Genomic DNA, 25,198 nt, shown 5'->3' on the forward strand with positions numbered 1-25,198 from the left:
AGGGTGCACCGTGGGACGTGAGCTGATACTGGCCATCGATGCGGGGACGAGCCGCATCAGGGCAGCGCTTTTCAACGCGAAGGGCCAGTGCCTTGCCCAGGCCAGCCGCCCTTTTGCCGTCACCTATCAGCCCCCGCTTGCGGAAGCCGACCCGGCCTCCCTCTGGACCGCGGCCATCGAAGCCACCAGGGCGCTCGAGGCCAATCCGGAGCGTATTGCCGCGGTCGCCGTGACCGCCGCGCTCGGCATGATGCTGGTGGATGTCGAAGGAGCGCCGCTGGCACCAATCTCAACCTGGCAGGACCAGCGGGCCGCGCGAGAAGCGGCCTTCATCGAAAGCCGGTTCGGCGGAGACGCAATCTACGAGGTCACCGGTCGCCGCATCGATCCCGAGCTGACCGCGCCGCGCCTCATGTGGTTCCGCGAGCACCGCCCTGAGGTTTTCGCGCGGGCCCATAAGGTTCTCTCCGTGAAGGATTGGCTGGTCATGCGCCTCTGCGGGAAAGCTGTATGCGATCCGGGCGGCGCATCCTACACTTTGCTGTTCGACGTAAGCCGCGGGCGCTGGAATGAGGAGCTCATCGCCGCGCTCGACCTTTCCAGCACGCTCTTGCCCGAGGTGCATGACGCAACCGAAATCGCCGGATCGTTGACCCGTAAGAGCGCCTCAATTTTGAGGCTGGTCGAGGGAATCCCGGTTGTTGTCGGCGGGCCCGATGGGACGGTGGGCGGAATCGGTGGCGGCATGGTCGAGCCGGGAATCGCCGTAAACGTTATGGGAACGACGGATGTCGTCCTCGCCTGCATCGACCAGCCATGCTTCGACGCTGCCCGGCGATTGGTGCTGAACCGTTTCCCCTCCGGCCAGGCCTGGAGCATCGGTGGTCCGATGGCGGCGACCGGAGGCGCCATAGCCTGGCTCGCCGCCGTGTTGAACGCCGACCTCGACACACTGACGGCAGAGGCCTCCACCGTTCCGGCCGGCAGCGAAGGGCTGATCTTCTCACCCATTCTCGGCGGCTCGCGCACGCCGCGCTGGAAGATGGAGGAGCGGGGCGGCATGACCCAGCTGAGCTTCGAGCACGGGCGCGGGCATGTCTTCCGCGCAGCACTCGAGGGTGTGGCCGTGGAGGTCGCCGAGGTCTTCGATGCGCTCGAAGCGGCCGGCACGCCGGTGCGCGACATCCGCGCGGTCGGCGGCGGTGCCGAGTCACGTCTCTGGCTGGAAATCCGCGCGGCATTGCTAGGCAAGCCCCTGATCGTGCCCGAGGTGGTCGAGGCATCGGCGCTCGGGGCCGCGATGCTGGCCGCCGTCGGCATCGGCCTTCATACCGACCTGAGGGCGGCGAGCGGCGCTATGGTCCACATCCGCGACCGGATCGAGCCCAGCCCCGAAAGCGCCGCCCTTTACGCCCGTGTTAAGCGACGCCACGGCGCATTCCGAGACCAGCTCAATCGACGTCCTGAACCGGAGCCAGGAGAATTGTGACGATGTCCAGCGCGTTGCAGGGATTGAAGGTGCTCGATGTCTCGCGCTTCATCGCCGGTCCGTTCTGCGCCATGCAGCTCGGCGATCACGGCGCCGACGTGGTCAAGGTGGAGCGGATCGACACGGGCGAGGACACGCGCGCCAACGAGCCGAAGCTGGGCGGCGAGAGCGTGTATTTCATGACCTATAATCGCAACAAGCGCAGTTTTGCGCTCGATTTCCGCAATCCCGAAGCCCAGGCCGTGTTGCGTGAGCTGGCCGGCAAGGCCGACGTGCTCATCGAGAATTTCCGCCCCGGCACCATGGAGCAGATGGGATGCGGCTGGGAGACGCTGAGCGTGCTCAACCCGCGCCTCATCATGGTGCGCATCTCCGGTTTCGGACAGACGGGCCCGCTCGCCCAGCGCCCCTGCTTCGATGTGATCGCCCAGGCGATGAGCGGCATGATGGACATCACCGGCGATCCCGATGGGCCGCCAACAATGGCAGGCACCTTCGTGGTCGACTACGTGACCGCGCTCTATGGCACAATTGGTGTCCTTACCGCCCTTGCCGCGCGCGAGCAGACCGGCAGAGGACAGCTTGTCGAGGCAACCCTCCTCGAAAGCGCCGCAAGCCTCCTGATGACGGCGATCCCCGAACAGGTCGTGCTCGGCAAGACCATGCGGCGGCAGGGCAATCGCGACCGCTACACCGCCCCGGTGAACACGTTCCAAGGCGCGGATGGCGCCTGGGTGCACATCGCCTCCGGCACCGATCCGCTGTTCCGCCGGCTGGCCAACGCCATGGGCCGTGAGGACCTGTTGCAGGATCCTCGCTTTGCCACGGCGAAAACCCGCGTCGAGAATGCCGATGCCATAGAGGCCGAGGTTCAGGCCTGGGTTGCACGGCACACCGCCGATGCCGTGGTCGAGGCCATGGACCGCGCCGGCATCCCCTGTGCGAAGGTCGCCACCATGGTCGATGTTGTGGAAAACCCGCAGCTCAAGGCGCGGGGGCAGATCTTGTCGATGGAGCACCCTCGCGCCGGCATCTATCCCACTCACGGCGTGACCGTGATACTGGGCGACACGCCCGGTGCGGTGCGGCGCGCGGCACCGCTGGTCGGTGAACACACGCGGGAGGTGGCGGCGGAATGGCTCGGCTGGTCGAATGAGCGCTGCGACGATCTGATGGCCCGCAGGGTGCTCGGATGAGCCTTGCACGCCTCGGCAAGCACATCTTCCGCATGGGATCATCCTCTTCGCGGTTGACCTTTGGCTCATTGCCTGCTCAATTGGCATGCAGAAACGTTTTCGGAAATCGTTTCTCGTCAAGGGCACGCGAGATGCCCGAATGCCGAGTCGCGCTATTCGGTTCGGCCACCAGGAGGGAAAGAATGTTCTCTAATCATTGGCTCAAGCGGCCCATGCTGGCGCTGGCTGCCGTCACGGCCCTCGCGATCGGTCCGTCCACTCCAGCGCAGGCTCAGGACAAGCTCACCATCGGCGCGATCATCTACGCGCGCGACTCGCAGTTCTGGCAGCAGATCGAACGCGGCATGCGCGATGCTGCCGAAAAATATGGCGCGACCATCCAGTTCGGTCTCAATCAGCGTAAGCTGCCGACCGAGAGCCAGGTGGTCGAGGATTTCATCACCCGCGGCGTGGACGTGCTGATCATGCCGCCCTTGGATAAGCAGGGCTCCGTCGCCTCTGCCCGCCGGGCCAAGGACCGCGGCATCATGGTCATCGAGTATGATACCAAGCTCGAGGATGCCTCCATCGCAAGCCACACCATCGGCGTGGACAGCCGCGAGCTCGCCGCATCGGTCGGCAAGGAATTGCGCCGCTATCTCGAGACCGTCGAGGGAGAACCCTCCATCGGCATGATCACACTCCCGCCGATCAACGCCAATATGCAGCCCCGCCGCATGGGCTTCCTGTCCGCGCTCGACGGGCTGAAATACGAGCTGGTGGCCGAGGTGACCGCGGCCACCCCCGAGGATGGTGCCGACGGGCTCGAGAATATTCTGCGCCGCAAGCCCGACACCACCGCGATCTGGGCATCCAATGCCGGATCGCTCGCCGGTGCCGCGGCCGCTGCCCGCCGTGCCAATACGAAGACGAAGCTCTACGGCATCGATATGAGCCAGGACCTGGCCCATATGCTGCTCGATCCCGACAGCAACGTTGAGGCGGTGTCAGACCAGCAGCCTTACAAGGTGGGCTATCTCACGGTGGAAACGGCGGTGAAGGCCAAGCGTGGCGAAGCCCAGCCCCGCCATGTGAATGTCCCAGTCAAGCTCTACACCAAGACCGAGCCGCAGGCGGTCAAGGAATATCTCGAACTCGTCCGGTCGCTGTCTCAATGAGTTCCGGCCGGGGGTTGCCCAGCAGCCCTCTGGCCTTTCCCGCTGCGAGGGACCATGTCCATGAACAGCACGCTCGCCCGGCCGCGCGAAGCCCTACGCTCCGCACGGCTGAGCACGATCCTCGCCTCCTGGCGCGCCGAGATCGGCGTCGGCATCGCGCTGGTGGCGCTGATCGTCTACTTCTCTGTCACCGCGCCGAATTTCCTCTCGCTGGCGAACTTCTCGACGCTGCTCACCCAGACCTCGGTGGTGGCGATCATCGCCGTGGGCATGACCATGGTTATCATCGCCGGCGAGATCGACCTCTCGGTCGGCGCGACCGTGGGGCTCGCCGGCACGGTCATGTCCCTGCTGGTGATCAAGCTGGGCTGGTCGCCCATCACGGCGAGCGCGCTGGCGGTGGGCATTGCCGTGCTGATCGGCGCCTTCATCGGCTCGCTTCGGGTGATATGGGCCATTCCCTCCTTTATCACGACCCTCGGCCTGCTCTCGGCGCTGCGCGGCATCGCCTTCTACATCAGTGATGGGCTGACGATCGGGCCGATGCCGCCGGCCTTCGACAGCTTGTGGTATGGCACGGTTTTGGGCATCCCCATGCCTGTCGCGCTGATGGCGATCACGATCGCCATTGGATGGCTCGTGCTCACCCAGCTGCGCTTCGGCCGGCACATCTATGCCGTGGGTGGCAACCCAGTGACCGCGGCCCGCTACGGCGTCCCGGTCCGCGCGATCCGCATCGCCGTCTTCGTCATCGTCCAGGTTCTCGCCGCCATCGGTGGGATCATGCTGGTCTCCCGGCTGAACTCCGGCAGCGCCACCGTGGGCGAGCATGTGGAACTCGACGTGATTGCGGCCGTCATCGTCGGTGGCACCAGCCTGAGCGGTGGCTACGGGCGCCTCATCGGCACCGTGCTGGGCGTCATGTTCGTGGCGGTTCTGCGCAATGGCATGGTGCTGGCCGGCATCGACCCCATCGTCTTTCTCATCGCCCAAGGCCTCGTCATCATCCTTGCGGTCTGGTGGAGCATGCTCCGCCGTCAGCGTTCACGAGCGGATGGAGTGATATGAGCAAAGTCCCACTCGCCTCAAAGCTGATCAGCCTCGCCGAGGCGGCGCAGCGGGTGCCCGACGGCTGCCGCCTCGCCCTCGGTGGCTTTGCCGTCTACCAGAAACCCATGGCCTTCGTGCGCGAATTGGTCCGGCAGGGGCGGCGCGATCTCACCATCATCGGCTCCGCTCATTCCTTCGACGTCGACATGCTGGCCGGGGCCGGATGCCTGAGCAAGGTCGAAACCTCCTATGTCGGCCTGGAGAAGCACGGCCTCGCCCGAAACTATCGGCGCGCCGTGGAAGCGGGCCGCCTCAAGGTCGTCGATTATCCTGAAATGGCCTGCTGGGATCGCTTCCGTGCCAATCAGGAGGGCTTCGATTTCTGGCCCGCCAAGTTCCTAGGCGGTAACGACGTCGTCACCTATAACAGCGAGATAAAGGAGTTCCCCTGCCCGATCACAGGCCGCCGCCTGCACGCGCTCCCCGCCGCCAAGGCGGAGATCGTCGTCATTCACGCTATCGCCGCCGACGAACAAGGCAATGTGGTGATCCCCGCCCGACGGCTCCTGCCGCAGAGCGGCGATGTGCTGATGGCGCGTTCCTGCGACCACGTCATCGTCACGGCCGAGAAGATCGTGCCCCGCGCTTTCATCAAGCGGCATGCCCGTTTCGTCGACGTGCCCTCCTATCGGGTCAGCGCCGTCGTCGAGGTCCCCTGGGGATCGCATCCGACGCCGACCCTGGGGCGATATCTCGCGGATGACGAGCACCTCGACACCTATGTCGCAGCCTCCGCCTCCGACAGCGCGTTCAACACCTATCTCGATAGCTGGGTGCGTGAACCCGCCGACCACTTCGCCTATCTCGACCGGCTCGGGTCCGCGCGACTGTCCCGGCTGCACGATCTGGGGAGCCTCGCATGACCGCACCCGCAAGCCTCCACGAAACCATCGCCGTCACCCTCGCCCGCAGCTTCGCCGATGGTGAAGTCGGCTTCACCGGTCTGCTCACCGGCGCCGCGGCGGCCCTGTTCGGCACCGGCATTCCACTGGCCGCGATGGAGCTCGCCAAGCGCATGCATGCGCCGAACCTGACCATCCTGCTCGCAGGCTGCTACCACAACCCCGATTTCAGCGAGATCGACCGCCTGCCCGATTCAGAGCACAGCGCCATGCTCCGCGACCTCACCTGCGAAGCACAGATGGTCGACTATCCCGGGCAATTCGTGCTGAAGCGCGGCGATGTCAGCTTCGGCTTCAGCAGCGCGGTGCAGGTCGATCGCGTGGGAAACATCAACAGCGTCTGCATCGGCCCGTACGAGCGGCCCCATGTGCGCCTGGTCGGCCCCATTCTCCAGCCCGAGCACATGACCCTGTTCCGGCGCGAATATGTGATGATGCCCCACCATGACCGGCGCAACTTCGTCGAGAAGGTCGATTACGTCTCGGGTGTCGGCTATCCCGGCGGCCTCGAGGGGCGCGCCGAGCTCGGCCTGGACTGGGGCGGTCCCTGCATGGTGGTGACGCCGAAATGCATTTTCGATTTTGACCGCGAGGCCGGGCGCATGAAGGTGCGCTCGATCCACCGCGGCGTGACCGCTGAGGCACTGCAGGACGCGACAGGCTTCGACCTCGGCGACCTCTCATCGGTGCCGGAGACAGACGTGCCCTCCGACGAGGAGCTGGAGCTCCTGCGCCGCGAGGTCGACCCCCGCCGCGTGCTCATGCCCGTCCACGAGCACGGGCAGGTGGGCTGAGACAACCGGCGCATTCTGCGCTGTGGGAAAGGGATGATTGCGCGACGCTACTCACCTTCGCGCTGTCTTGCTTCGTAGCGTTCGCGGGCTTCAGCAATCTTCACCTGATTGGTTTCTGTCCATACGACGAGCGCCTGCACGGTTTGGTGCAACGAGGCGCCGAGAGGTGTGAGATTATATTCCACCTTAGGGGGCACCGTGGGGTAGACCGTCCTTTCCACAATCCCGTCCCGTTCAAGTTGGCGCAATGTCGTCGTCAACATGCGCTTGCTGATGCCGTCGATACTGCGCCGCAACTCGGCGAATCTCAGAGTGCGCTGATCGAGCAGCGCGATCACCAGCAATGACCATTTGTCGGCGATCCTATCGAGGATCTGCCGCACTTCGCAGCCCTCGCGAACGTCCCACTGAAGGACGTCATAGCTGGAGGTGAGTCTGCAGTTACCTGGTAATTCGAAAGTGCCTTCTTTCATGGCTGGGCACTCTGCCGTATGGCTGACGAGGTTACAAGAGGGAACTCGGTAATAAAAAATTCCCTGAGCTCGACAGGCAACCCCATCGGAGAGCCCCGCATGACATCCACAGTGTCGCGATCGTCGGTACCCGATCCCGTAAACATGAGCCTCCGAGAGAAGGGCGCCCTCCTCATCTTATGCGGGGCGATTTTTCTAGAGGGGCTCGACATTGCGATGCTCAACGTAGCATTGCCGCACATTCGGGCAGATCTCGCTCTCTCCACGACGACGCTGAGCGCCGTGGTCAGTTCCTACGTGATCGGCTACGCCGGCTTCATGCTCCTCGGCGGACGCATTTGCGATCTCTACGGCCGGCGCCGCGTTTTCCTCGCTGCGCTCGGTGTGTTCCTCGCTCTTTCCGGACTGGGAGGGCTGGCCACCGAAGGCTGGATGCTGCTGGCAGCCCGTTTCATCACCGGCCTCGCAGCCGCTTTCATGACCCCCGCCGGTCTGTCGCTGATCACCACCAATTTTCCAGAGGGACCGCGGCGCAACAAGGCGGTGCTTATCTATGCCGGTGCAGCATCGGCGGGCTACTCCCTAGGCTTGGTTGTCGGCGGTGTATTGACCGCGATCAGTTGGCGCTGGGTATTCTTCGCGCCCGCCATCATCGCGGCTTTGATACTTCTGCTCGCTGTGAAGTTCATCGTTGATGACCACCGCACCGCCGCGCATCGCAAGTTCGATCTCTTGGGCGCAACAGTGATGACGGCAGCTATGCTTTCCGCCGCCTTTGGTATCGCTCGCCTCGAGCACCCCGAGGCGCTTCTATCGGCACTTGCAGCATGTGCCGTGAGCGCCGCTCTGTGGATTGTCTTCATAGTGGTCCAACGGAACACAAGCGAGCCTTTGATCCGACTGGGCATTTTCAAATCGGGGGCGCTCGTTCGCGCCAACTTGGCAATGTTGCTCCTCGGCGGATCGTTCTTCGGCTTTCAATTCGTGATCACACTCTATCTGCAGGAGCTGCTGCAGTGGACTCCACTGCAAACCGGGCTTGCCATGATCGTCGTGAGCATCGACGCAATCCTAGCGCCCACGCTCACGCCCGTTTTAGTGAACCGCTTCGGCCATGTCCGGGTGATCATAGCAGGGCTCGTCCTCGCCATGGTCGCTTATGGCCTGTTTCTACGCCTTGATCTGGATTGGACCTATGCCGCGATGTTTCCAACCATGCTCATCTTGGGACTGGCGTTTGCTCTCGCCTATGGGCCGCTGACGATCATGGCCACCAACCGTGTTGTCGAGAATGAACAAGGCCTGGCGAGCAGCCTCGTCAACACGGCCTTCCAGTTCGGAGCCGGGCTCGGGCTTTCGGCGGTCGGCGCGCTTGCCGTCCTCGGTCTCGGTGGCGGCAGCGGCTCTGAAGCGCGCCTTGAGGCCTTACGCATCGCGCTGCTTGTGCCTGTCGCCGCAGCGGCAGTTGCTGCCTTCGTGATGTGGACGACCTCGAAAGCTCCGACAAATGCGAGATAGCCCAATGCAGCTTGACGGCGACTAACGATCGCCGGGCGGTCCGCCCGGACGCGCCACCAGCAGCGGCTGATCGCAAAGACGTCCTTTCATCATCTTCGGCGATGGAGCCAATCAGAAAATCCCTTATTCAACTAGCGACGGCTCTGTGCCAGCCTCACCGCCACATCTTGTTCGATGCTTTTGCCGCTTTCAGATTTGCAAGCAGTACAGTTCACCAGTCTTCGGAGTCGAGGGATAGCCCATGAGGTCAGTCGTCTACACGCAGATCGAGCGCTGCCCGCAATCGCTTCTCAGCGCAATCGCCGATTATTCGGTCGCCGACCTTCATGAGGCGTTGGGCGCAATTGAGGGCAGGATCCGCCTGATGAGCCCGCGCATGCGGCCTATCGCGCCGGGGCAGCGTGCGGTCGGCCAGGCGATCACGTCCTACAACTATCCAGGCGACAATCTGATGATCCATGCCGCTCTGAACATCGCTCGGCGGGGCGACATGCTCGTCCTCGTGAACGGCGGCGTTCCGCAGGGCGCCCTCTGGGGCGATGTGGCCGGAACATTCGCCACGGAAAAGGGCATTGCGGGCGTTGTTGCCGACGGCCCGGTGCGCGACACCGGCGCGCTTCGCGAGATGGGCTGCAAAGTGTGGTCGACCATCATTTCCCCCGCCCATCCGGAGAAGCGGGGACCTGGCGCGGTCAACATACCGGTCGTTTGCGATGGCGTTCGGATCGAGCCGGGCGATATCATCGTCGCCGACGACGACGGCGTCCTTTCGATCCCGATCCGTCTCGCGGCGGAAACGGTCGAGAAGGCAAGAAGCCGTGCCGAGAGCGAAGTGGCGATCCGCGCCCAACTGAAGACCGGCGCGTCCCTTTTCGAGATCCTGCAGATGCAAAACAATCTCGACGCGGCGGGCGTGCAGGTGGTGGATGCAACTTGGCGCGACGAGACCGGATCCTGATCGTGCTGGCGCCGACTGGGCGTTCCCATGGCGCCCAAGATCCGGAGGCGGCCTATGCAGCGGTCCGCTGATTGCGACGGGCGACGATACGGTTGAGAACGGACGTCATCATGGCCAGCTCGTCCTCTGTGATATCCTGAAGCAGCATCGCTTCATTGGCCCGCGCGTGACGCACGATCTGCTCGACGCACCTCTCTCCCTTCTCGGTCAGGCTGACCTTGCTCTCGTCGTCCACAGTCACCAGGCCAAGTGCCACAAGCGATCCCAGCACATTGGAGCTCGCATTGAAGTCGAGAAAAAGCTCCGGCAAAAGCGCCTCGAGCGTGCTGTCGCGATTGGTCGAGACCGCGCGTAGGAGCCGGGCTTGCATCAAGCTTAGGCCGAGGCCCGACTCCCGCCTCCGCCTTTCCAGTTCTGCAGCGATGGTGCTGTAGGCGCGGATCAGAAGGTTCGAAAGAACCTCACCGCCACTCTTTCCGCGGCGCGAGCCGTCCTCAGCGGCCAAGCCCGCGATCTCCGGATGGTCGGCCATGACCGCATAGCGCCCCTTGGCGAAGATCAGCGGCGGCCGGTCGTAGCGGCGGAATTTCTCGACCTCGCCCAGCAATATGAGATGGTCGCCCCCCTCGTAGGTCTGAACCCGCTTGCACTCGAACGAGGCCACCACGTCCCTCAGCAAGGGCGCGCCGCCTGCGCCGGCCGAAACCGCCATCTCCGCGAACTTGTCCGGCCCCGATCGCGCAAAACGCTGCGAAACCGCGATCTGGTCATGCGCCAAGACGTTCACGGCGAAATGACTGCAGGATTCGAAGGCTGCGAAGCTCTGGCTTTCCCGCCTGATCGACCACAGGACGAGAGGCGGATCAAGAGAGACCGATGCGAACGAATTCGACGTCAGACCGTAGGCGACGCCTCCGACCGTCGTCGTGATCACCGTCACGCCCGTGGCGAATTCTCCCAGAGCGCGACGGAAGCCTGCTCCCTCTTCGCGCGGATGACCGCCTTCCACCGGAGTCCTCGTCATGGCACATCTCCAAAGTAGCGGGCCTCATCCGTCAGGCTCTATGGTCGGCGGATGCATTCCTGGCCACCGTGATCCTGATTTGAATGGCGGGACCCTGGCGGCGCGGATAGGTATCGAGCCACTTCGTGAATCGCTCCTGCAGATCCTGGAGGAGCCATTGCGCCGCCAATCCCGGAGGCTGATCCACCTTGTGGGCAGCATAGAGCGGGAACATGAGCGGCCGGCCCTGATGGATGGCGAGTTGCAGCTCGACCAGCCTGCCCGCCTCGATATGAGGCCAAGCGAGATGGGTCGGCATGGTGCACCAGCCGAAGCCTCGCAGCACGAAGTCGAGACGGTTGATCTGGTCGACAAAGCTCCACGTTCGCGATCCCATGACGACGCCACGGTAGCGCTTCGTCCGGTCCGTCAGGGTCAGCTGGACGTGCTCGTCCAATTCCGCTTGGCTGATGAGTCCTTGGACACGGGCCAGCGGATGATCCGCCGATGCGACGACCGAGATCGGAACGTCACCCATGAACTGCAGCTGAATGCCGGGCATGCCGTCGAACGCGGGCGAGTAGATGGCGAGCCGCGCATTGCCATCGAGCAGCGACTGTTCGGGCGCGCCCAGGCCTTCCGCAAACAGCGTCACCGAGACGAGCGGGTAGCGGCTGCGAAATTCGTTCAGGGATTCGATCAGCACCGCGTTCGGAAACACCTGCTCGATCGCCAGGGTGATCTCCGGCTCCGCCACGGTGGCGATACTGTTGGCCCGCGCCCGCAGGGCATCAGCACTGCTGAGCGTACGCTTGGCATCGGCCAGGATCGCCCGCCCCGCGTCGGTCAAGCGCGGCAGCTTGTGCGACCGATCGAACAACTGCAACTGAAGCGCATCCTCCAGCGACTGGATCGACTGGCTCACAGCCGATTGCACGCGGTTGAGCTTGCGCGCCGCCGCCGAGAAACTGCCGAGCTCGGCCACCACAAGCAGGATCTGGAGTTGGTCGAGCGTCATCCGATTGAGCATCCTGGGCCTCCGTAAACGCCGGTCAGCCCTGTGATAAACCCATCTCCGAAAAAATCTAGGAGGAAGCGCGCGCATCCCATCAGTTCGGACGATGATTCCGGAACGGAGGAACGAGCTGAGGCCGACAGTCATCCCCTGCGGCTCCTCAGAATCCGTAGAGCCGCGCAGGATTGTCCACGAGAATGGCCCTTCTCGCAGCCTCGTCCGGCACCCAGGCGAGCAGCAGGTCCAGAAGATCGGCGTCGTCTGGCATGGTCTCCGCGGTCTCGGTCGGATGCGGCCAATCTGAGGCCCAGAGAAGCCGGTCATGCCCCGCCTCAACCAGTGCCTTGCCCAAGGGTGCTACATCGTCGTAGCCGGGACCGCCGGTCTTCGAGATGTGATAGACGCCGGAAATCTTGACGTAGACATTCTCTCGCCGGGCCAGGCGCAGCAGCGACTGGAACGCCTCGTGTTCGGGCGCGATCGCTTGCGAATAGCGGCCCATATGGTCGATCACCACGGTGCCCGGAAGCCCCGCGATGAGCGCCTCGTAGTGGGGCAGCTCGAGCCCGTCGAGCTGCACTTGGACATGCCAGCCCGTGCCTTTCAGACGGTCTGCCATCATGGGCAGTTCCGACCACTCCATCATCCCGCCACGCATCTGATGGAACCGGACGCCCCTCGCACCGCGGCGCCAGAGCTCTTCGAGCTCATTGTCGGAGATCGAAACCGGCACGGTGACCACCGCCCGCGCGTCATCGCCGATCTGTTGAACAGCGTCCAAAATGCAGCTGTTGTCGAAACCGTAGGTCACGGGCTGCACCACCACCATGCGCTGCAGGCCAAGCCGCTGCTGGACTGGTCGGTAATCCTCGATCGTGAAGTTCGGCGGAAACAGCCATGCCTTTGGCGACGGGGCATAGGCATCATTGTAGAAGTGCATATGCGTGTCGCAGGCGCCAGGCGGGGCCTTGAGGGCTGGCTTCCGGAAAACGCGTTCGGACATTGGTGGCAAATCCTTGGCTAGTGGATCAGGTTGTCTCGCAGCGTCGCTCCCTCGTATTCCCGGCGGAAGACGTCCTTCGCCTGCAGCCGTGGCACCACCTGATCGACGAAGTCCTCGACGCTTTTCAGGCTCGTCGTCGGTGTCACGTTGAAGCCGTGGCAGCCGCTCTCGCGCCAGAGGGTCTCGAGCTGATCGGCCACCTGCTCCGGCGTTCCGACGAGTTGCAGCATTCCCGTCGAGGCACCGAACACGCGCGCTGCATCCCGCACCGTCGCGTTTCCATCGCCGGTGAGATTCGCGAGCGCCTGGAGCATGCCACGCGAGGCCTGCGTTTCGTTGGCGATAAGGGGCTGGTCCAGATCCAGCTTGCTGAAGTCGATGCCGAGCGTGCCCGACATGCGACTCAGGGCGGCATCGAGCGGTATGCGCGCGCTCATGTCCGCCTGCTTGCGTCTGGCCTCCGCTTCCGTTCCGCCGAGCACGCACTGAATGCCGAACACCACCTTCGGCACCTCCGCGAGGCCAGCGGATTGGGCGGCGTCGTTGAGCTTTGTCACGAAGCGCGCCATCTCGCTTCCGCGGGGCTGGATGGAGAAGATGACATCCGCGTGCTTCAAGGCGAATTGCTGGCCGCGACCGGACGAGCCAGCCTGGAACAGAACAGGCCGGCCCTGCGCGGAGGGAAGCACCGGCGGTACCGCCCTGCAGGCGTAGTACGTACCTTCGAAGTCGATGACATCGACGCGCTCGGGATCGGCATAGATGCCCCGCGCTCGGTCCGCCAAGATGGCGCCCGGCTTGATGCCGTTCCAGAGCGCATGGCAGATCTCCATGAACTCGTCAGCTTGATCATAGCGTTGGTCGTGCTCCATCTGGGCGAGGCCCAATGCCCGGTGCTCTCCGCGAAGGTGGCCCGACACGATGTTCCAGCCAACCCGGCCGCCGCTCAGATAGTCGAGAGTGGATAGCCGGCGCACCGCCGTGTAGGGGTGCGTTCCCGATGTCGATAGCGTGATGGCCAGCCCCAAATGTTGGGTCTCGGCCAGCATGACCCCCGCCAGTGCCATCGGATCGTGGCAAGGCCAGCAGACGCCATACCGTACATAGTCGTCGAAGCTCTCCTTGTACCTGTCGAACCCGCCCGGCGTGTCCGCCAGGAACGCAGCATCGAAGCATCCGCGTTCGAGGGTGCGCGCTAGCCGCTTCCAATGCTCGAATGACCCGAGGCCCTCCAACCGCTCGTCCTCGGGATCGGCCCAGCTCAACACGCTATGGTTGATGGGACTGTGCATGTAAAAGCCAATCAAGTGCATGCGGTTGGTCATGGTAGCTCCGCTGGTATGTTCGAGCGCGATTAGGCGGACGCGCGGTGTTGGATGATCGGCTTGGGGCTGACCGGGGGCGGATTGGCCAGATCCAGAAGGCAGTGCGGCCCCGCACAGCTGACATCGGTCCAGCCCATCTGCCCCATGACCAAGCTGATCTCCTGGCGGATGATGTCGAGCATCTTGCAAGCGCCCGCCTCTCCCGCGGCTGCCACGCTAAACATCGCCGGCCGGCCGAAAAGGGCAGCTTTCGCCCCGAGGCAGAGTGCCTTCGCCACGTCGGCCCCGCGCCGGAAGCCGCTGTCGATGAGCAGTTCCACCCGGTGCCCAACCGCATCCGCTATGATGGGAAGCATGTCCATCGACGCCGGAGCGCTGTCGAGCTGGCGTCCGCCATGATTGGAAATGACAAGGCCGTCCGCACCCATTTCCATGCACGTCAGGGCATCGTCCGGATGAAGCACACCCTTCACCGCCAGCGGCCCCGGCCAAGCCTTTCGCACGAGCTTCAGCACGTCCCAGGTCTGCGCGGGCGCAGGCGTCTCCGTGCCATAAAGATCCGCAACATCGTTTGCGCTCGCCCCCTGCGCTGCATATGGACGCCAGTTCTCCATCATCGGGATCCCGCCCTTGGCCAGGTAGCGGAAGGTCCAGGCGGGGCGGCTCAGTCCCTGCAGGATGACCGACGGCGTCATCTTCATGGGGCGGCGGAAACCGTTGCGCATGTTCCGTTCGCGCTTGGCCATCACCGGGGTGTCGATCGTCAGCATCAGAACGCGCACATTCAGCGCCTTGGCCCGCCGGATGAGATCCGTCGTTATCCGCGGATCTCGCGTTCCGTAGATCTGGAACCACGTGGTTTCCGGTGCCTCGCCCATGGCCGTTTCGATCGAGTCGCAGCTCGCGCTTGACATCACGTAAGGCACGTTGAATTTCGCGGCCGCTCTGGCCAGCATCAGGTCCGCGCCGGGCCGGAAGAAGCCCGCAATGCCCATCGGGCAAATGCCGAACGGACCGGAATACGCGTACCCGAACAGCGTCGTCTCCTGGCTGCGCTTTTCAACGTCGATCAGATACCGCGGAACCAGCTTGTAGCGGTCGAGCGCCTCCCGATTGCGTGCAAGTCCGACCTCTCCGTCGACACCGCCGTCAATGAAATCGAAGGCGATCCTCGGTAAGTACCGCCTGGCCAAGACAGCCATATCGTCGATGTTAACCGCCTTGTCTAGGTTCATGCTCGCGCCATGTACTGTAACGTGGAACTCTCTCCGCCAATTAAGCTTTCCACCATCTGACTTATCTTAAGTAGAACATCGAGACCATCGACAAAGTTCTGATGATATCAATCGGAATATTCGATGATTACTCTTTGGGATGACGGCAAAAAACATCGTCCTCGTCGGCGCCTGGGCGCCGACGCTGTATCCCGATATCGACTCGGATAATGCTCCTCCGGAGAGAACTGCCGAAGGAGAAAGGTCTGCGTTACTTGCCGAGCACCTCACGGACCTTTTTCAGGGCCTCTTCGCCGTCAGCACCTGCAGTGCTCGCCCATTCGGCCCAATACCCGGCCCATTCGGATTCGTACCGCTTCACGTCCTCTTCGGTCGCGTCGACGATCTTGAGCTTTTCGCGCAGCAAGGCCTGAGACTCGTCATTCACCTTCTTGAGCGACGCGGCCATCTTCGGTCGATGGTCCGCGACGGTCTCGTCGAGCACCTTGCGAATGTCGGCAGGCAAACCGTCATAATCCTGCTTGTTGATCAGCACGTATTCGATGCCGGTATGCGGATCACAGAGATACCCCCACTCCAGGAACTCGGTCCATTTCGAGCCGGTTATATTGGCCGCGCCGGTGAACAGGGCATCAACCAGGCCACGTTCCATCGCCTCGGGCACCTCGGCGGTGGTCAGCGTGACGGGCGCGCCGCCATAGCGGCGGATGATGTCGGCCTGTTCGGGCGTGGACCCGCGGGCGTTGCGGCCGCTCAGCTGGTCGAGCCGATCGATGGGTTTGCCCCGCCCGTAGAGATTCTGCGGCCAATATTGTCCGTTCCACAGGAGGATGGATGCCCCGTGGGCCTGAACGGCCTTTTCGACATAGGGGAGAAGCACCTCCATCGATTTGTTGGCTTCTTCTGCATTGCGGATGAGGAAGGGCAGTCCTGGTAGCGCGGCGATTTTGGCGGTTCCGGCGATGAAGCCCATGTAGCCGAGCGACATCTGCACCTGTCCTTGACCGACGACGGTCAGGGCTTCCGTTCCGCCGAAGGGCAGCTCGCCTGGTGTTCGCACCGTGATGTCAAGCGCGCCGTTGGTCCGCGTGCGCACGTCGTCGGCAAAGGCCTTGTAGTTGTTTGTGGAAGGATGGCCGGGCCCATAGATGATGATGAAATCCCACTTCAGGGGGCTCGCGAAGCTTGGGCCTCCAGCCGCAGCAAGCAGCGCTACCGTGCCGAGGCCCTTCAGCGCCGATCTCCTGGTGAAACGGAAGTTGTTCATCAATTTTTCCTCCCTTGAGCGAACGTGAAGATCGTCAGGCGTTCCCGGCCATCTGGCTCGGAAGCCACAAAGCGATCTCCGGCACCAGCCAAAGCAGCATCAGGAACAGCAGCATGATGATGACGTAGGGCAGCGAGCCGTTGACGACATCCGCGAACGGCCGCCCATTGCTCAGCCCGTGCAGCACGAAGAGGTTGAGACCGATTGGCGGCGTGATCATCCCGACTTCGACCAGCACCACCAGCGCGACCCCGAACCACACGAGATCAAAGCCCGCAGCGGTGATGATTGGATAAAGTACGGGGAGCGTCAGCAGCATCATCGACGAGCCGTCGATGAGGCACCCCAGCCCGACATAGAGAACGGCGATGGCGAGGAACAGGACGAAGCTGGAGAGCTCGAGCGAGAGCACATATTCGGTCAATGCCCGGCTCACGCCCGAATAGGCAAGCCCATAGGAGAAGATCTGCGCACCGACCACGATGAACAGCACCATGCAGGTGGTCCGCACCGCTTCGATATGGGCAAGCTTGACGTTCGGCCAGGTCAGGCCGCCATACAAGGCAGCGATCAGAAAGCTCACGAGCACGCCGATCGCCGCGGCTTCCGTCGCTGTGGCCCAGCCCGCGTAGATCGAGCCCATCACGAACATGATCAGCCCGAACAGCGGCACGATGTCGAACAGGGAGCGGAGCGTCCGCTTGCCCCCGTCTTCCGTACTGGCTGGCGCAAGACTGGGATTCAGGATGCAGCGCACGCCGATATAGGCCATGAAGAGCAGGGCGAGCAGGAGGCCCGGGATCACGCCGGCCATGAACAGCTTGGCCACGGACTCATCCACGATCGAGCAGTAGATGATCATCACGATGCTCGGCGGAATGAGAATGCCGAGTGTTCCGCCGGCTGCCAGCGACCCGAAGATCATCCGATTGTCATAGCCGCGCCGCTGCAGCTGCGGGATTGTCACGGTGCCGATTGTCCCGGCCGTCGCAACGCTCGAGCCGCAGGCCGCCGCGAAAACGCTGCAGGCGATGATGTTCGACTGGAGGAGCCCTCCGGGAAGGACCCGCAGCCAAATGGCGAGGCCCTGATAGAACCGCTCCGCGATCCCGCAACGCAGGATGATCGCGCCCATGACGATGAACAAGGGGACAGGGCTGAGCGTGAAGCTGTTGATCGAGTTCCAGCTGATGCTGCCGAGCGCCATCAGGGGGCGCAGACCACCTGTCAGATAAAGGCCCGACAGGCCGGTCGTGATCAGCGCGATCGCAATCCAGGTGCCCGCCGCGAGAAGCAGGACAAGCGTCGTGACGCTGAAGATCGAAAACGCAACCCACGTCATAGCCAGCTGTCAACCTCCGGCATGGCGTTTCCCTGCTGCTCCCTCGCTTCCTTGCCGGTCGAGAAGAGCCGCACCGCCGCCCGCACTGCGGCCATCAGCATGGATAGGGTCAAGAGGACCAAGCCGGCGGGCATCACCAGCTGCGGGATCCACAAAGGCGTCCGCGTCACATAGATCGAGGTCACGTGCGTCGCATGGCTCTGCAACACGAACCAGCAGAGATAGTAGGTATAGATGATCAGGACCGCGGTCCCGACGGCCGCCATGGTGAAATCCGCGAATGCGGCAAGCCGCGGTCCGAAATTCATGTAGACCAGCTCGACCCTGATGAAGCCGCCATTGCGGAAGGTCCAGGCCAATCCGAGGAAGACGTTTGCGACCAGGAGATAGCCGGGGAACTCCGTCGCAATCAGCGTCGATACACTGAACACGGACCGAAGCAGCACTTCCGTGCAAACGATGATGGTGATCGCGGCAATCGACAGAGCCGAGAGCACCATCGCAGCGTCCTCTGCCTTGCCGATCAGCCCGTCAACTCTGTCCAGTCCTCGCACCAGCTTCGATCGGTTCCGTCCCTGGCATCTTGCTTCTTCTCTTATCGCGTCTCCCACCCCGTCTCCCTCGCTTCTGCAGGCCCTGGTCGCGAAGTCTGTCTCGGCCGAGACAGGCATTCGGGTACCCGATAGCACAGCGGGGCGCCCTGAAACCAATCAGCGGCCTGAAAAACCTTGACCCGGCGAGCGATTACCCACGGACCTTCTGTAGGGTCCTCCAACAAGGGTGCGGTTTTGATAGCATGCCCCTTCCGCATGCCGAATGCGGTTTATTGTGATGCGTTTTATTTCGATTTCTGATGGATCAGCCGGGGATACCCGCAGAATGGCAGGTGGTAATTGGCCCTGCCCTGCGATGAGCAGGCCCGCTCGTCGCAAAGCCGATGGGCTGAACCCGCGAGGGTTCCGCGCCACCGGCACGACGCCCCGTTCGTCGCCGTGGTGTCTTGGAAAGTGCTGCGTCGGCGACGGCGATCTCCGCCACGTTAGTCCTGCTGGCCGATTATGGCGCCGATGTTCCGGACAACCTTCTTCCAGCCCTCGCTCATGTTCTTGAAGGCCGTATCGTTCTTCGGCAGGACGAACCCGGAATGGACAAGGCGGAGGCGCGTGCCGTTTTCGACCTTGGAAAGGATGAACGTGACGACGGTGTCCAGCCGGGAGCCGTATCCGACGTTTCCCTCATGCCCACCTTTCCAGGCATAGGCAAACCGTTCGTGCGGCTTCACCTCCAGCACCTGGCAGTGAATGGTGCCGTCCCACGCGCCGGCCGGCGTGGTCTGATAGGTGAAATGTTTGCCTTCCACGGGCTCGAAGCCGGCCGGCATCATCAGCCAGCGCCCCATCAGACTGGGCGTCGTCAGCGTTTTCCAGATCGTCTCCGGTGTATGCGGGAAAACCTCGTCGACTACGATGTCTTGCGTGTGGGGCTTCAATGCGGCGTCCTTCATGGGTCGATCTCCTTCAGCAATGTTCTGAGATTTGCAAAGCGCTCGCGCCAGAACACGCCGTAATGGCTCATCCAGTCGACCAGCGGCTCGAGGCCTTCCGGCTGCGCGCGGTAGTAGACTTTTCGGCCTTCGGGGCGCTCGGCGACCAGACCGGCCTGTTTCAGTGCCTTGAGGTGTTGAGAGATGGCGCCCTGCGTCACGCCGCTCCCCCGCGTTAGTTCGACGACGGTGATCTCGTCGGACCTGACGATCCGCTCGAACACGGCCCGCCGGGTAGGATCAGCAAGCGCGCGCATAACGGCGTTGATGGGAGTGGCTTCGGTCATGCCAATCAAATAGCATTCACTAATCAATTAGTCAACACTAATTGAAAAAGGCAGCAGAGATTCCCTGCCTGACGAGCTTGAAAACCACGCGATGCACTCCCAGATCTGCGAGGTCCGGGCCCCTCTGGCAGTGCCGCAGGCACTGCGATGTCGGATTTCGAGTTAGCTGCGGTAAGCGCACCTGGCTTGTTGGCCGACCCTTTCGAAGCCCCGTCGTCCTCCAGGTAAAGGCGTCCAGCCGCAGCCCAATCGGCCGCGGCACGGCCAGAGCATGGAGAACGAAATGAAATGCCCGATCGACCAGACAGAGCTGACGATGACGGAGCGGCAGGGGATCGAGATCGACTACTGCCCCAAATGCCGCGGCGTGTGGCTTGACCGCGGGGAGCTGGACAAGCTGATAGAACGGTCCAGCCTGGCCGACGCGCCGCCCAAGGAAACGACCTACCGGCAGGAGGCGCGGCCTCAATACCGCGAGGCTGGGTACGATCGGCCTCACCACAAGAAGCGCAAGTCGCTGCTTGGCGAACTTTTCGATTTCTGACCGGTCATCTGGTCAAGGCCGGCCCTCGGAGGGCCGGCCTTTCTTCATCCGTCACCAATTCCCTCCTCATCCTCCTGGTAAAGGCGGTTCAGCGGAAGCGAATCCATGGAATCAAGCATCTGGCTCTGGATTGGGTTCAACCTCTTCGTTCTGGCGCTCTTGGCCTTCGACCTCGGCGTGCTCCGCCGCAAGGAACGCGAAATCAAAGTCGGCGAGGCCCTGTGGCTGAGCCTTTTCTACGTCGTCCTTGCCCTGCTGTTCGGCGCGGGCATATTCTGGCTGAGGGGAGCGCAGGACGGTGTCGATTTCCTGACCGGCTATTTCATCGAGAAGTCGCTCAGCGTCGACAACGTCTTCGTCATTGTTCTGATCTTCACCTATTTCTCTGTGCCGGCGCAGTACCAGCACCGAGTGCTCTTCTGGGGCATTCTTGGCGCACTCTTTATGCGCGGCGTGCTCATTTTCGCCGGCGTGCAACTGATTCACCAGTTCGCCTGGATGGCGCTCGTGTTCGGCGCCTTCCTCATCGTGACCGGTATCAAGATGCTGATCGTGGCCGATCAGAAACCGGACCTCGACAACAACATCGTGCTGAGAGCGGTGCGGCGGCGGTTCCGTCTGACGGAGACCTTTCACGGCAAGCATTTCTTCGTGCGACAGAACGGCTTGCTCTATGCCACGCCGCTGTTCCTGGTTCTCATGATGATCGAGTTCACGGATCTGGTCTTCGCCGTCGATTCCATTCCTGCCATCATCGCGATCACCACCGACCCCTTCATCGTCTACACCTCGAACGTTTTCGCCATCCTGGGATTGCGCGCCCTCTACTTCGCGCTGGCCGGAATCGTGCCGCGCTTCGTCTACCTCAAATACGCCCTGTCACTCGTCCTTGTGGTGATCGGCTTTAAGATGATTGCCAACTACTTCTACGGCGGCAAGTTCGTGCCCACGGAGCTTGCCCTTTTCACCACGGTGGTGCTCATCGGCGGCTCGATCGTCCTGTCGCTCATGCGCACCCGCGGCATGGCCCCTGAGCCGCAGGCGCTGCCCACGGGGTGGGTGCCCGGCAGCCCGGCGCGGGACACTGGCGAGCAGCCCACCAGGACGGAGTAGCCGGTGCATGCGTTGTGAAGCGGCCAGGCTTTCCTGGCGTTTCTGCCCCCGCTGGCGTCCAATGCTCGATGAGACCTGTGATGCGAGCCCGGCATTTCGCACGAGTGCGCTTGTCGATGATCCCTTCACTCGTCCGCCGCCGCCCTTCGAACGGCCAAATTGGTCATGAGCCACTCGCGCAGGAGATGCGCCTCCGGATGGCGGCGGCTTTCCGCGTTCATCAGGATGTAATGGGACTGGTCGTGCTCGACCTCGAGCGCAGGGATCGGCTCGATGAGCCGGCTGGCCTGAAGATATGGGCTAGCGAGCGTCCGCAGAACGAGAAGACAGCCGAGGCCGGTGCTCGCCAGCTCGAGTCCTACGAGGGAATTGTCGACGCTCGCCACCTCCACGCTGCGTAGCGTTGCATCGCCAGCCTTGCCGATGAGGCTTGCCCAACGGTCTTCGCAACCCATGATCTGGATGACCCCGCGGCTCGCCATCTGAGCAATGTCGAACGAGCACTCTTCGGCAAAGCGCCGCGTGCAGACCAGGATTGACCCCTCCGGGCCCAGCGAAATCGCATCGGCATCTGCCCAACGCCCATCACCGAAGCGAATGTCGAGATCAACGTCCTCCATACTGAGCGCATCTGCCCAGATCGCCGTCTGAAGGCGCACATGGATGCCGGGATAAGCCGCTGCGAAGGCGCGGAGACACGGGGCGAGCCGCAGCGCCGCGAACGACACGGGCGCACGCACCGAGACCGTCGCGCCGAGCTTCGCGCCGAAAATGCCGACCGTCGATACGGAAAGCTCGTCAAAGGCCTTGCGCACCGATGGGAGATAAGCCTTGCCCATGTCGCTGAGGCGCACGCCGCGGGCAAGCCGCTCGAACAGCGCATGCCCTAGATGCTGCTCCAAGCACCGGGTCTGATGGCTCACCGCCGCGGGGGTCAGATTGAGCTCTCTCGCCGCGGCAGAGAAGCTTTCGTGGCGAGCGGCAGCCTCGAAGGCGCGCAGCCATTGGAGATGGGGTAGCCGGTACGACATCCAGTGCCACCTTCAAATGAAACGATGCCTTACATCCATAATCTTTTGCTTCGGCAAGGGGCAACTCCATTGCAATCTTCCCCGCCAAGGCAATGCTGAGCTGGAACCTGGCTGGAGGGTTCAATGAAGGTGAAGCGGCATTCGGAAAGCGTGACGGCGCTCACGAGGCGCGATCTGATGAAGGGAGCGGCGGCTTTGGGCGTTGCCGGCTCTGTCACCGCACTGGGCGCGGGCCCCGTCAGGGCAGCCGCGCCGAAGAGGGGCGGTGCCTTCAAGCTGGGGATCGGGTCCGGTTCGACCACGGACTCGCTCGACCCCGGCACTTATGCCGATAATTACATGCAGTCGGTCGGCGGTGCGCTGCACAATTGCCTGACCGAGGTGGCCAATGACGGCGACCTGCGCGGCGAGGTGGCCGAAAGCTGGGAGGCAACGCCGGATGCCAAGACCTGGCGGTTCAGGCTGCGCCGCGGCATCACTTTCCACAACGGCAAGGACGTGACGGCGGATGACGTTGTGGCCTCGATCAACCACCACCGGGGCTCCGGCTCGCAATCGGCGGCAAAGCCGATCTTGGAGCCGGTCGCCGATCTTCGCGCGGAAGACCCCCATACGGTGGTGTTCACGCTCACCGGCGGCAATGCCGACTTTCCCTATCTCGTTTCGGATTACCATCTCGCGATCATGCCGGCGGTCGACGGCAAAGTCGATGCGCGCTCTGGCGCTGGCTGCGGCGGGTACGTGCTCGAGCGCTTCGAGCCGGGGGTGGTGACCACCGTCAAGCGCAACCCGAATTATTGGAAGAGCGATCGGGCCTGGTTCGATGCCGTCGAGTTCCTCGCCATTCCCGACGTGACCGCCCGCACCAATGCGCTCACCACCGGGGCGATCCACGCGATGAATCGGATCGACCTTAAGACTGTGCATTTTCTCGAACGCAACCAGAAGATCGAGATCTATTCCGTCAATGGTGGTCAGCACTATTCCTTCCCCATGAACACGCAAGCTGCGCCTTTCAGCGACGTGAACGTGCGCCTTGCGCTCAAGCTTGCAATGGATCGGGAGAAGCTCCTTTCGACGCTACTGCGAGGCTATGGCGCGGTTGCCAACGATCAGCCGCTCACCCCCGGCTACAGATACTTCGATCCGAGCATACCGCAGCGCACTTATGACCCCGACCAGGCACGGCATCATCTCAAGAAGGCAGGCCACGACCGGCTGTCGGTCGATCTCCATGCCTCGGATGCGGCCTTTGCCGGGGCGGTCGATGCCGCGGTGCTGTTCAAGGAGCAGGCGGCCAAGGCAGGCATCGATATCAATGTGGTCCGCGAGCCGAACGACGGCTACTGGGACAATGTGTGGATGAAGAAGCCGTTCTGCGCTTCCTATTGGGGCGGCAAGCCCACCGCCGATTGGGCCTTCACGGTGGGCTACGCCGCGGGCGCGCCTTGGAACGATACCGCCTGGAACAACGATCGGTTCAATCAGCTGCTCGTTGCCGCGCGCGCCGAACTCGACGATGGCAAGCGGGCCCAGATGTATTCCGAGATGCAGCGCATCCTTCGCGATGACGGCGGCGCGATTATCCCGCTCTTCGCGAACTACACGGGCGCGCTCTCGAAGACGGTCGGCCACGAGAAGCTCGCGAGCAACTGGGATCTCGACGGTCTGCGCGCTGCCGAGCGCTGGTGGTTTGCTTAGAGACTGAGATCTCCCCTCTCTCCTGGGGCTGTGCGCTTGCACATGTCCCATGGCCGAACTGTCCAATGAAAATTGCCAAGCTTGAAACCTTCACCAACGCGTTCGTCGGATTCGTGCGCGTCACGTCCAGCAGCGGCGTCGAAGGCTGGGGGCAGCTATCTCCCTACAATGCGGACATCACCGCCACGATCTTCCACCGGCAGATCGCTCCCCATGCCTTGGGATGGGATGCCCTCGACATCGATGGCGTGGTGGATCACGTGCTGAGGAAGGAGCACAAATTCCCCGGCTCCTACATCTTCCGCGCTTTGAGCGGCCTTGACACGGCCCTCTGGGACCTCCGCGGCAAGCTGGAGGGTAAGAGCGTCTGTCGCCTGCTTGGGGGCGAGCCACGCGCCCTGCGCACCTATGCCTCGAGCATGCGCCGGGACATTACGCCCGAGGCCGAGGCCGATCGCTTCGCCGCACTGCGCGACCGTTATGGCTTCGATGCGTTCAAGTTCCGCGTCGGCCGGGAATGCGGCAAGGACGAGGACGAATGGCCGGGGCGAACAGAGGCGATCGTCCCATTGCTGCGGCAGAGGCTGCGAGACCAGATGACCCTCCTTGCCGATGCAAATGGCGCCTATTCCCCGGCAAAGGCCATCGCTGTCGGGCGGCTTCTCGAAGACCACGGCATCGAGCATTTCGAGGAACCGTGCCCCTACTGGGAACTCGGCGAGACCAAGGAGGTCACCGACGCGCTGACGCTGAATGTCACCGGCGGAGAACAGGATTCGCTGATGCCGATCTGGCGGCAAATGATCGGCATGCGCGCGGTTGACGTTGTGCAGCCTGATGTCTGCTACATGGGCGGGATCAGCCGGACCCTTGCGGTCGCAAGGCTCGCTTCGGAGGCAGGTCTCGTTTGCACCCCGCACTGTGCGAACCTGTCGATGGTGACGCTCTTCACAATGCACCTGCTGGGCGCGATCGACAATGCGGGTCCCTATCTCGAATTCTCGATAGAAGGCTACGACTACTATCCCTGGCAGGAGAGCCTGTTCCGCAAATCGCCTTATGACGTGGTGGACGGCAGGGTCAAGATTCCCGATGAACCCGGCTGGGGCGTCGAGATCTCGCCGGCATGGCTCGACCGGGCGCAGTACCAAGCCAGCACGCTAGCGCTCTAAGGACGGAGGCGCCGCCCTGC

At 63.0% G+C, this 25,198-nt stretch carries 24 protein-coding genes; 12 read left to right on the top strand and 12 right to left on the bottom strand.

Features of this window, described 5'->3' with window-relative positions; all coding sequences use genetic code 11:
- The first annotated feature begins 10 nt into the window (after positions 1-10).
- The 6 genes from E4P09_RS10335 (at position 11) to E4P09_RS10360 (ending at position 6,648) form a co-directional block, all read left to right on the top strand.
- Positions 11-1,489 carry a xylulokinase gene (locus E4P09_RS10335; RefSeq protein ID WP_137389529.1) on the top strand — a complete coding sequence of 493 codons (1,479 nt, stop codon included), beginning with the start codon at positions 11-13 and terminating at the stop codon, positions 1,487-1,489.
- A gap of 2 nt (positions 1,490-1,491) precedes the next feature.
- Positions 1,492-2,685, top strand: a complete 1,194-nt coding sequence (locus E4P09_RS10340) for a CaiB/BaiF CoA transferase family protein (protein WP_137389530.1) — start codon at positions 1,492-1,494, stop codon at positions 2,683-2,685.
- 182 nt (positions 2,686-2,867) lie between these two features.
- On the top strand, positions 2,868-3,842 hold the full coding sequence (locus tag E4P09_RS10345; RefSeq protein WP_170984348.1) for a sugar ABC transporter substrate-binding protein: 975 nt from the start codon (positions 2,868-2,870) through the stop codon (positions 3,840-3,842).
- Between the two features lie 60 nt (positions 3,843-3,902).
- On the top strand, positions 3,903-4,910 hold the full coding sequence (locus tag E4P09_RS10350; protein WP_170984349.1) for an ABC transporter permease: 1,008 nt from the start codon (positions 3,903-3,905) through the stop codon (positions 4,908-4,910).
- Positions 4,907-5,815, top strand: coding sequence for a CoA transferase subunit A (locus tag E4P09_RS10355; protein WP_137389533.1), 909 nt, complete (start codon positions 4,907-4,909; stop codon positions 5,813-5,815). Before E4P09_RS10350 ends, E4P09_RS10355 begins: the two co-directional genes overlap by 4 nt.
- Positions 5,812-6,648, top strand: coding sequence for a CoA-transferase (locus tag E4P09_RS10360; protein ID WP_137389534.1), 837 nt, complete (start codon positions 5,812-5,814; stop codon positions 6,646-6,648). The genes E4P09_RS10355 and E4P09_RS10360 overlap by 4 nt, the downstream gene beginning before the upstream one ends.
- Before the next feature lie 47 nt (positions 6,649-6,695).
- On the opposite strand, the gene E4P09_RS10365 is transcribed toward E4P09_RS10360, so the two are convergent.
- On the bottom strand, positions 6,696-7,121 hold the full coding sequence (locus E4P09_RS10365) for a winged helix-turn-helix transcriptional regulator (RefSeq protein ID WP_137389535.1): 426 nt from the start codon (positions 7,119-7,121) through the stop codon (positions 6,696-6,698).
- 99 nt (positions 7,122-7,220) lie between these two features.
- Between E4P09_RS10365 and E4P09_RS10370 the strand changes: the two genes are divergently transcribed.
- Both E4P09_RS10370 and E4P09_RS10375 read left to right on the top strand, forming a co-directional pair.
- Positions 7,221-8,639, top strand: a complete 1,419-nt coding sequence (locus E4P09_RS10370; RefSeq protein ID WP_239025124.1) for an MFS transporter — start codon at positions 7,221-7,223, stop codon at positions 8,637-8,639.
- A gap of 241 nt (positions 8,640-8,880) precedes the next feature.
- Positions 8,881-9,597: a 4-carboxy-4-hydroxy-2-oxoadipate aldolase/oxaloacetate decarboxylase gene (locus E4P09_RS10375; RefSeq protein ID WP_137389536.1), complete on the top strand. Its 717-nt coding sequence runs from the start codon at positions 8,881-8,883 to the stop codon at positions 9,595-9,597.
- Positions 9,598-9,649: 52 nt separating this feature from the next.
- Here E4P09_RS10375 and E4P09_RS10380 read toward each other — a convergent pair whose 3' ends face one another.
- The 10 genes from E4P09_RS10380 to E4P09_RS10425 form a co-directional block, all read right to left on the bottom strand.
- The gene (locus E4P09_RS10380; protein ID WP_137389537.1) at positions 9,650-10,621 is read right to left on the bottom strand and encodes a flavin reductase; all 972 of its coding nucleotides are present in this window, start codon (positions 10,619-10,621) and stop codon (positions 9,650-9,652) included.
- A 31-nt stretch (positions 10,622-10,652) separates the two neighbouring features.
- Positions 10,653-11,618, bottom strand: a complete 966-nt coding sequence (locus E4P09_RS10385) for a LysR family transcriptional regulator (protein WP_170984350.1) — start codon at positions 11,616-11,618, stop codon at positions 10,653-10,655.
- Positions 11,619-11,775: 157 nt separating this feature from the next.
- The gene (locus E4P09_RS10390) at positions 11,776-12,618 is read right to left on the bottom strand and encodes an amidohydrolase family protein (RefSeq protein WP_137389539.1); all 843 of its coding nucleotides are present in this window, start codon (positions 12,616-12,618) and stop codon (positions 11,776-11,778) included.
- A gap of 17 nt (positions 12,619-12,635) precedes the next feature.
- Entirely contained in the window at positions 12,636-13,943 is a 1,308-nt protein-coding gene (locus E4P09_RS10395; RefSeq protein ID WP_137389540.1) for an NtaA/DmoA family FMN-dependent monooxygenase, read from the bottom strand.
- Positions 13,944-13,972: 29 nt separating this feature from the next.
- Entirely contained in the window at positions 13,973-15,178 is a 1,206-nt protein-coding gene (locus tag E4P09_RS10400) for an alpha-hydroxy acid oxidase (protein WP_137389541.1), read from the bottom strand.
- Between the two features lie 250 nt (positions 15,179-15,428).
- On the bottom strand, positions 15,429-16,445 hold the full coding sequence (locus tag E4P09_RS10405) for a TRAP transporter substrate-binding protein (protein WP_137389542.1): 1,017 nt from the start codon (positions 16,443-16,445) through the stop codon (positions 15,429-15,431).
- 34 nt (positions 16,446-16,479) lie between these two features.
- Positions 16,480-17,787, bottom strand: coding sequence for a TRAP transporter large permease (locus tag E4P09_RS10410; RefSeq protein WP_137389543.1), 1,308 nt, complete (start codon positions 17,785-17,787; stop codon positions 16,480-16,482).
- Complete coding sequence (locus E4P09_RS10415) at positions 17,784-18,287, bottom strand: TRAP transporter small permease subunit (RefSeq protein ID WP_170984351.1); 504 nt, start codon at positions 18,285-18,287, stop codon at positions 17,784-17,786. Before E4P09_RS10415 ends, E4P09_RS10410 begins: the two co-directional genes overlap by 4 nt.
- Before the next feature lie 539 nt (positions 18,288-18,826).
- Positions 18,827-19,291 carry an SRPBCC family protein gene (locus E4P09_RS10420; RefSeq protein WP_137389545.1) on the bottom strand — a complete coding sequence of 155 codons (465 nt, stop codon included), beginning with the start codon at positions 19,289-19,291 and terminating at the stop codon, positions 18,827-18,829.
- Entirely contained in the window at positions 19,288-19,617 is a 330-nt protein-coding gene (locus E4P09_RS10425) for an ArsR/SmtB family transcription factor (protein WP_137389546.1), read from the bottom strand. Before E4P09_RS10425 ends, E4P09_RS10420 begins: the two co-directional genes overlap by 4 nt.
- 283 nt (positions 19,618-19,900) lie before the next feature.
- Here E4P09_RS10425 and E4P09_RS10430 point away from each other — a divergent pair, with 283 nt between their 5' ends.
- Both E4P09_RS10430 and E4P09_RS10435 read left to right on the top strand, forming a co-directional pair.
- A complete protein-coding gene (locus E4P09_RS10430) occupies positions 19,901-20,161 on the top strand; it encodes a TFIIB-type zinc ribbon-containing protein (protein WP_137389547.1) in 261 nt (86 codons plus the stop codon).
- Between the two features lie 105 nt (positions 20,162-20,266).
- A complete protein-coding gene (locus E4P09_RS10435; RefSeq protein WP_137389548.1) occupies positions 20,267-21,274 on the top strand; it encodes a TerC family protein in 1,008 nt (335 codons plus the stop codon).
- A 125-nt stretch (positions 21,275-21,399) separates the two neighbouring features.
- Here the strand turns inward: E4P09_RS10435 and E4P09_RS10440 are convergent, their stop codons facing one another.
- A complete protein-coding gene (locus E4P09_RS10440; protein ID WP_137389549.1) occupies positions 21,400-22,305 on the bottom strand; it encodes a LysR substrate-binding domain-containing protein in 906 nt (301 codons plus the stop codon).
- A 123-nt stretch (positions 22,306-22,428) separates the two neighbouring features.
- Between E4P09_RS10440 and E4P09_RS10445 the strand changes: the two genes are divergently transcribed.
- Entirely contained in the window at positions 22,429-24,006 is a 1,578-nt protein-coding gene (locus E4P09_RS10445; protein ID WP_137389550.1) for an ABC transporter substrate-binding protein, read from the top strand.
- The gene (locus tag E4P09_RS10450) at positions 23,994-25,178 is read left to right on the top strand and encodes a mandelate racemase/muconate lactonizing enzyme family protein (protein WP_275406461.1); all 1,185 of its coding nucleotides are present in this window, start codon (positions 23,994-23,996) and stop codon (positions 25,176-25,178) included. The genes E4P09_RS10445 and E4P09_RS10450 overlap by 13 nt, the downstream gene beginning before the upstream one ends.
- Positions 25,179-25,198: the final 20 nt, after the last annotated feature.

The organism is Rhodoligotrophos defluvii (assembly GCF_005281615.1).
In the GTDB taxonomy this organism is placed as follows: Bacteria; Pseudomonadota; Alphaproteobacteria; order Rhizobiales; family Im1; genus Rhodoligotrophos; species Rhodoligotrophos defluvii.

Coding starts and splice junctions, on each gene's coding strand:
- E4P09_RS10340 (WP_137389530.1), top strand. CDS start 1,492: ATGTCCAGCGCGTTGCAGGGATTGAAGGTGCTCGATGTCTCGCGCTTC.
- E4P09_RS10345 (WP_170984348.1), top strand. CDS start 2,868: ATGTTCTCTAATCATTGGCTCAAGCGGCCCATGCTGGCGCTGGCTGCC.
- E4P09_RS10350 (WP_170984349.1), top strand. CDS start 3,903: ATGAACAGCACGCTCGCCCGGCCGCGCGAAGCCCTACGCTCCGCACGG.
- E4P09_RS10355 (WP_137389533.1), top strand. CDS start 4,907: ATGAGCAAAGTCCCACTCGCCTCAAAGCTGATCAGCCTCGCCGAGGCG.
- E4P09_RS10360 (WP_137389534.1), top strand. CDS start 5,812: ATGACCGCACCCGCAAGCCTCCACGAAACCATCGCCGTCACCCTCGCC.
- E4P09_RS10365 (WP_137389535.1), bottom strand. CDS start 7,121: ATGAAAGAAGGCACTTTCGAATTACCAGGTAACTGCAGACTCACCTCC.
- E4P09_RS10370 (WP_239025124.1), top strand. CDS start 7,221: ATGACATCCACAGTGTCGCGATCGTCGGTACCCGATCCCGTAAACATG.
- E4P09_RS10375 (WP_137389536.1), top strand. CDS start 8,881: ATGAGGTCAGTCGTCTACACGCAGATCGAGCGCTGCCCGCAATCGCTT.
- E4P09_RS10380 (WP_137389537.1), bottom strand. CDS start 10,621: ATGACGAGGACTCCGGTGGAAGGCGGTCATCCGCGCGAAGAGGGAGCA.
- E4P09_RS10385 (WP_170984350.1), bottom strand. CDS start 11,618: ATGACGCTCGACCAACTCCAGATCCTGCTTGTGGTGGCCGAGCTCGGC.
- E4P09_RS10390 (WP_137389539.1), bottom strand. CDS start 12,618: ATGTCCGAACGCGTTTTCCGGAAGCCAGCCCTCAAGGCCCCGCCTGGC.
- E4P09_RS10395 (WP_137389540.1), bottom strand. CDS start 13,943: ATGACCAACCGCATGCACTTGATTGGCTTTTACATGCACAGTCCCATC.
- E4P09_RS10400 (WP_137389541.1), bottom strand. CDS start 15,178: ATGAACCTAGACAAGGCGGTTAACATCGACGATATGGCTGTCTTGGCC.
- E4P09_RS10405 (WP_137389542.1), bottom strand. CDS start 16,445: ATGAACAACTTCCGTTTCACCAGGAGATCGGCGCTGAAGGGCCTCGGC.
- E4P09_RS10410 (WP_137389543.1), bottom strand. CDS start 17,787: ATGACGTGGGTTGCGTTTTCGATCTTCAGCGTCACGACGCTTGTCCTG.
- E4P09_RS10415 (WP_170984351.1), bottom strand. CDS start 18,287: ATGGTGCTCTCGGCTCTGTCGATTGCCGCGATCACCATCATCGTTTGC.
- E4P09_RS10420 (WP_137389545.1), bottom strand. CDS start 19,291: ATGAAGGACGCCGCATTGAAGCCCCACACGCAAGACATCGTAGTCGAC.
- E4P09_RS10425 (WP_137389546.1), bottom strand. CDS start 19,617: ATGACCGAAGCCACTCCCATCAACGCCGTTATGCGCGCGCTTGCTGAT.
- E4P09_RS10430 (WP_137389547.1), top strand. CDS start 19,901: ATGAAATGCCCGATCGACCAGACAGAGCTGACGATGACGGAGCGGCAG.
- E4P09_RS10435 (WP_137389548.1), top strand. CDS start 20,267: ATGGAATCAAGCATCTGGCTCTGGATTGGGTTCAACCTCTTCGTTCTG.
- E4P09_RS10440 (WP_137389549.1), bottom strand. CDS start 22,305: ATGTCGTACCGGCTACCCCATCTCCAATGGCTGCGCGCCTTCGAGGCT.
- E4P09_RS10445 (WP_137389550.1), top strand. CDS start 22,429: ATGAAGGTGAAGCGGCATTCGGAAAGCGTGACGGCGCTCACGAGGCGC.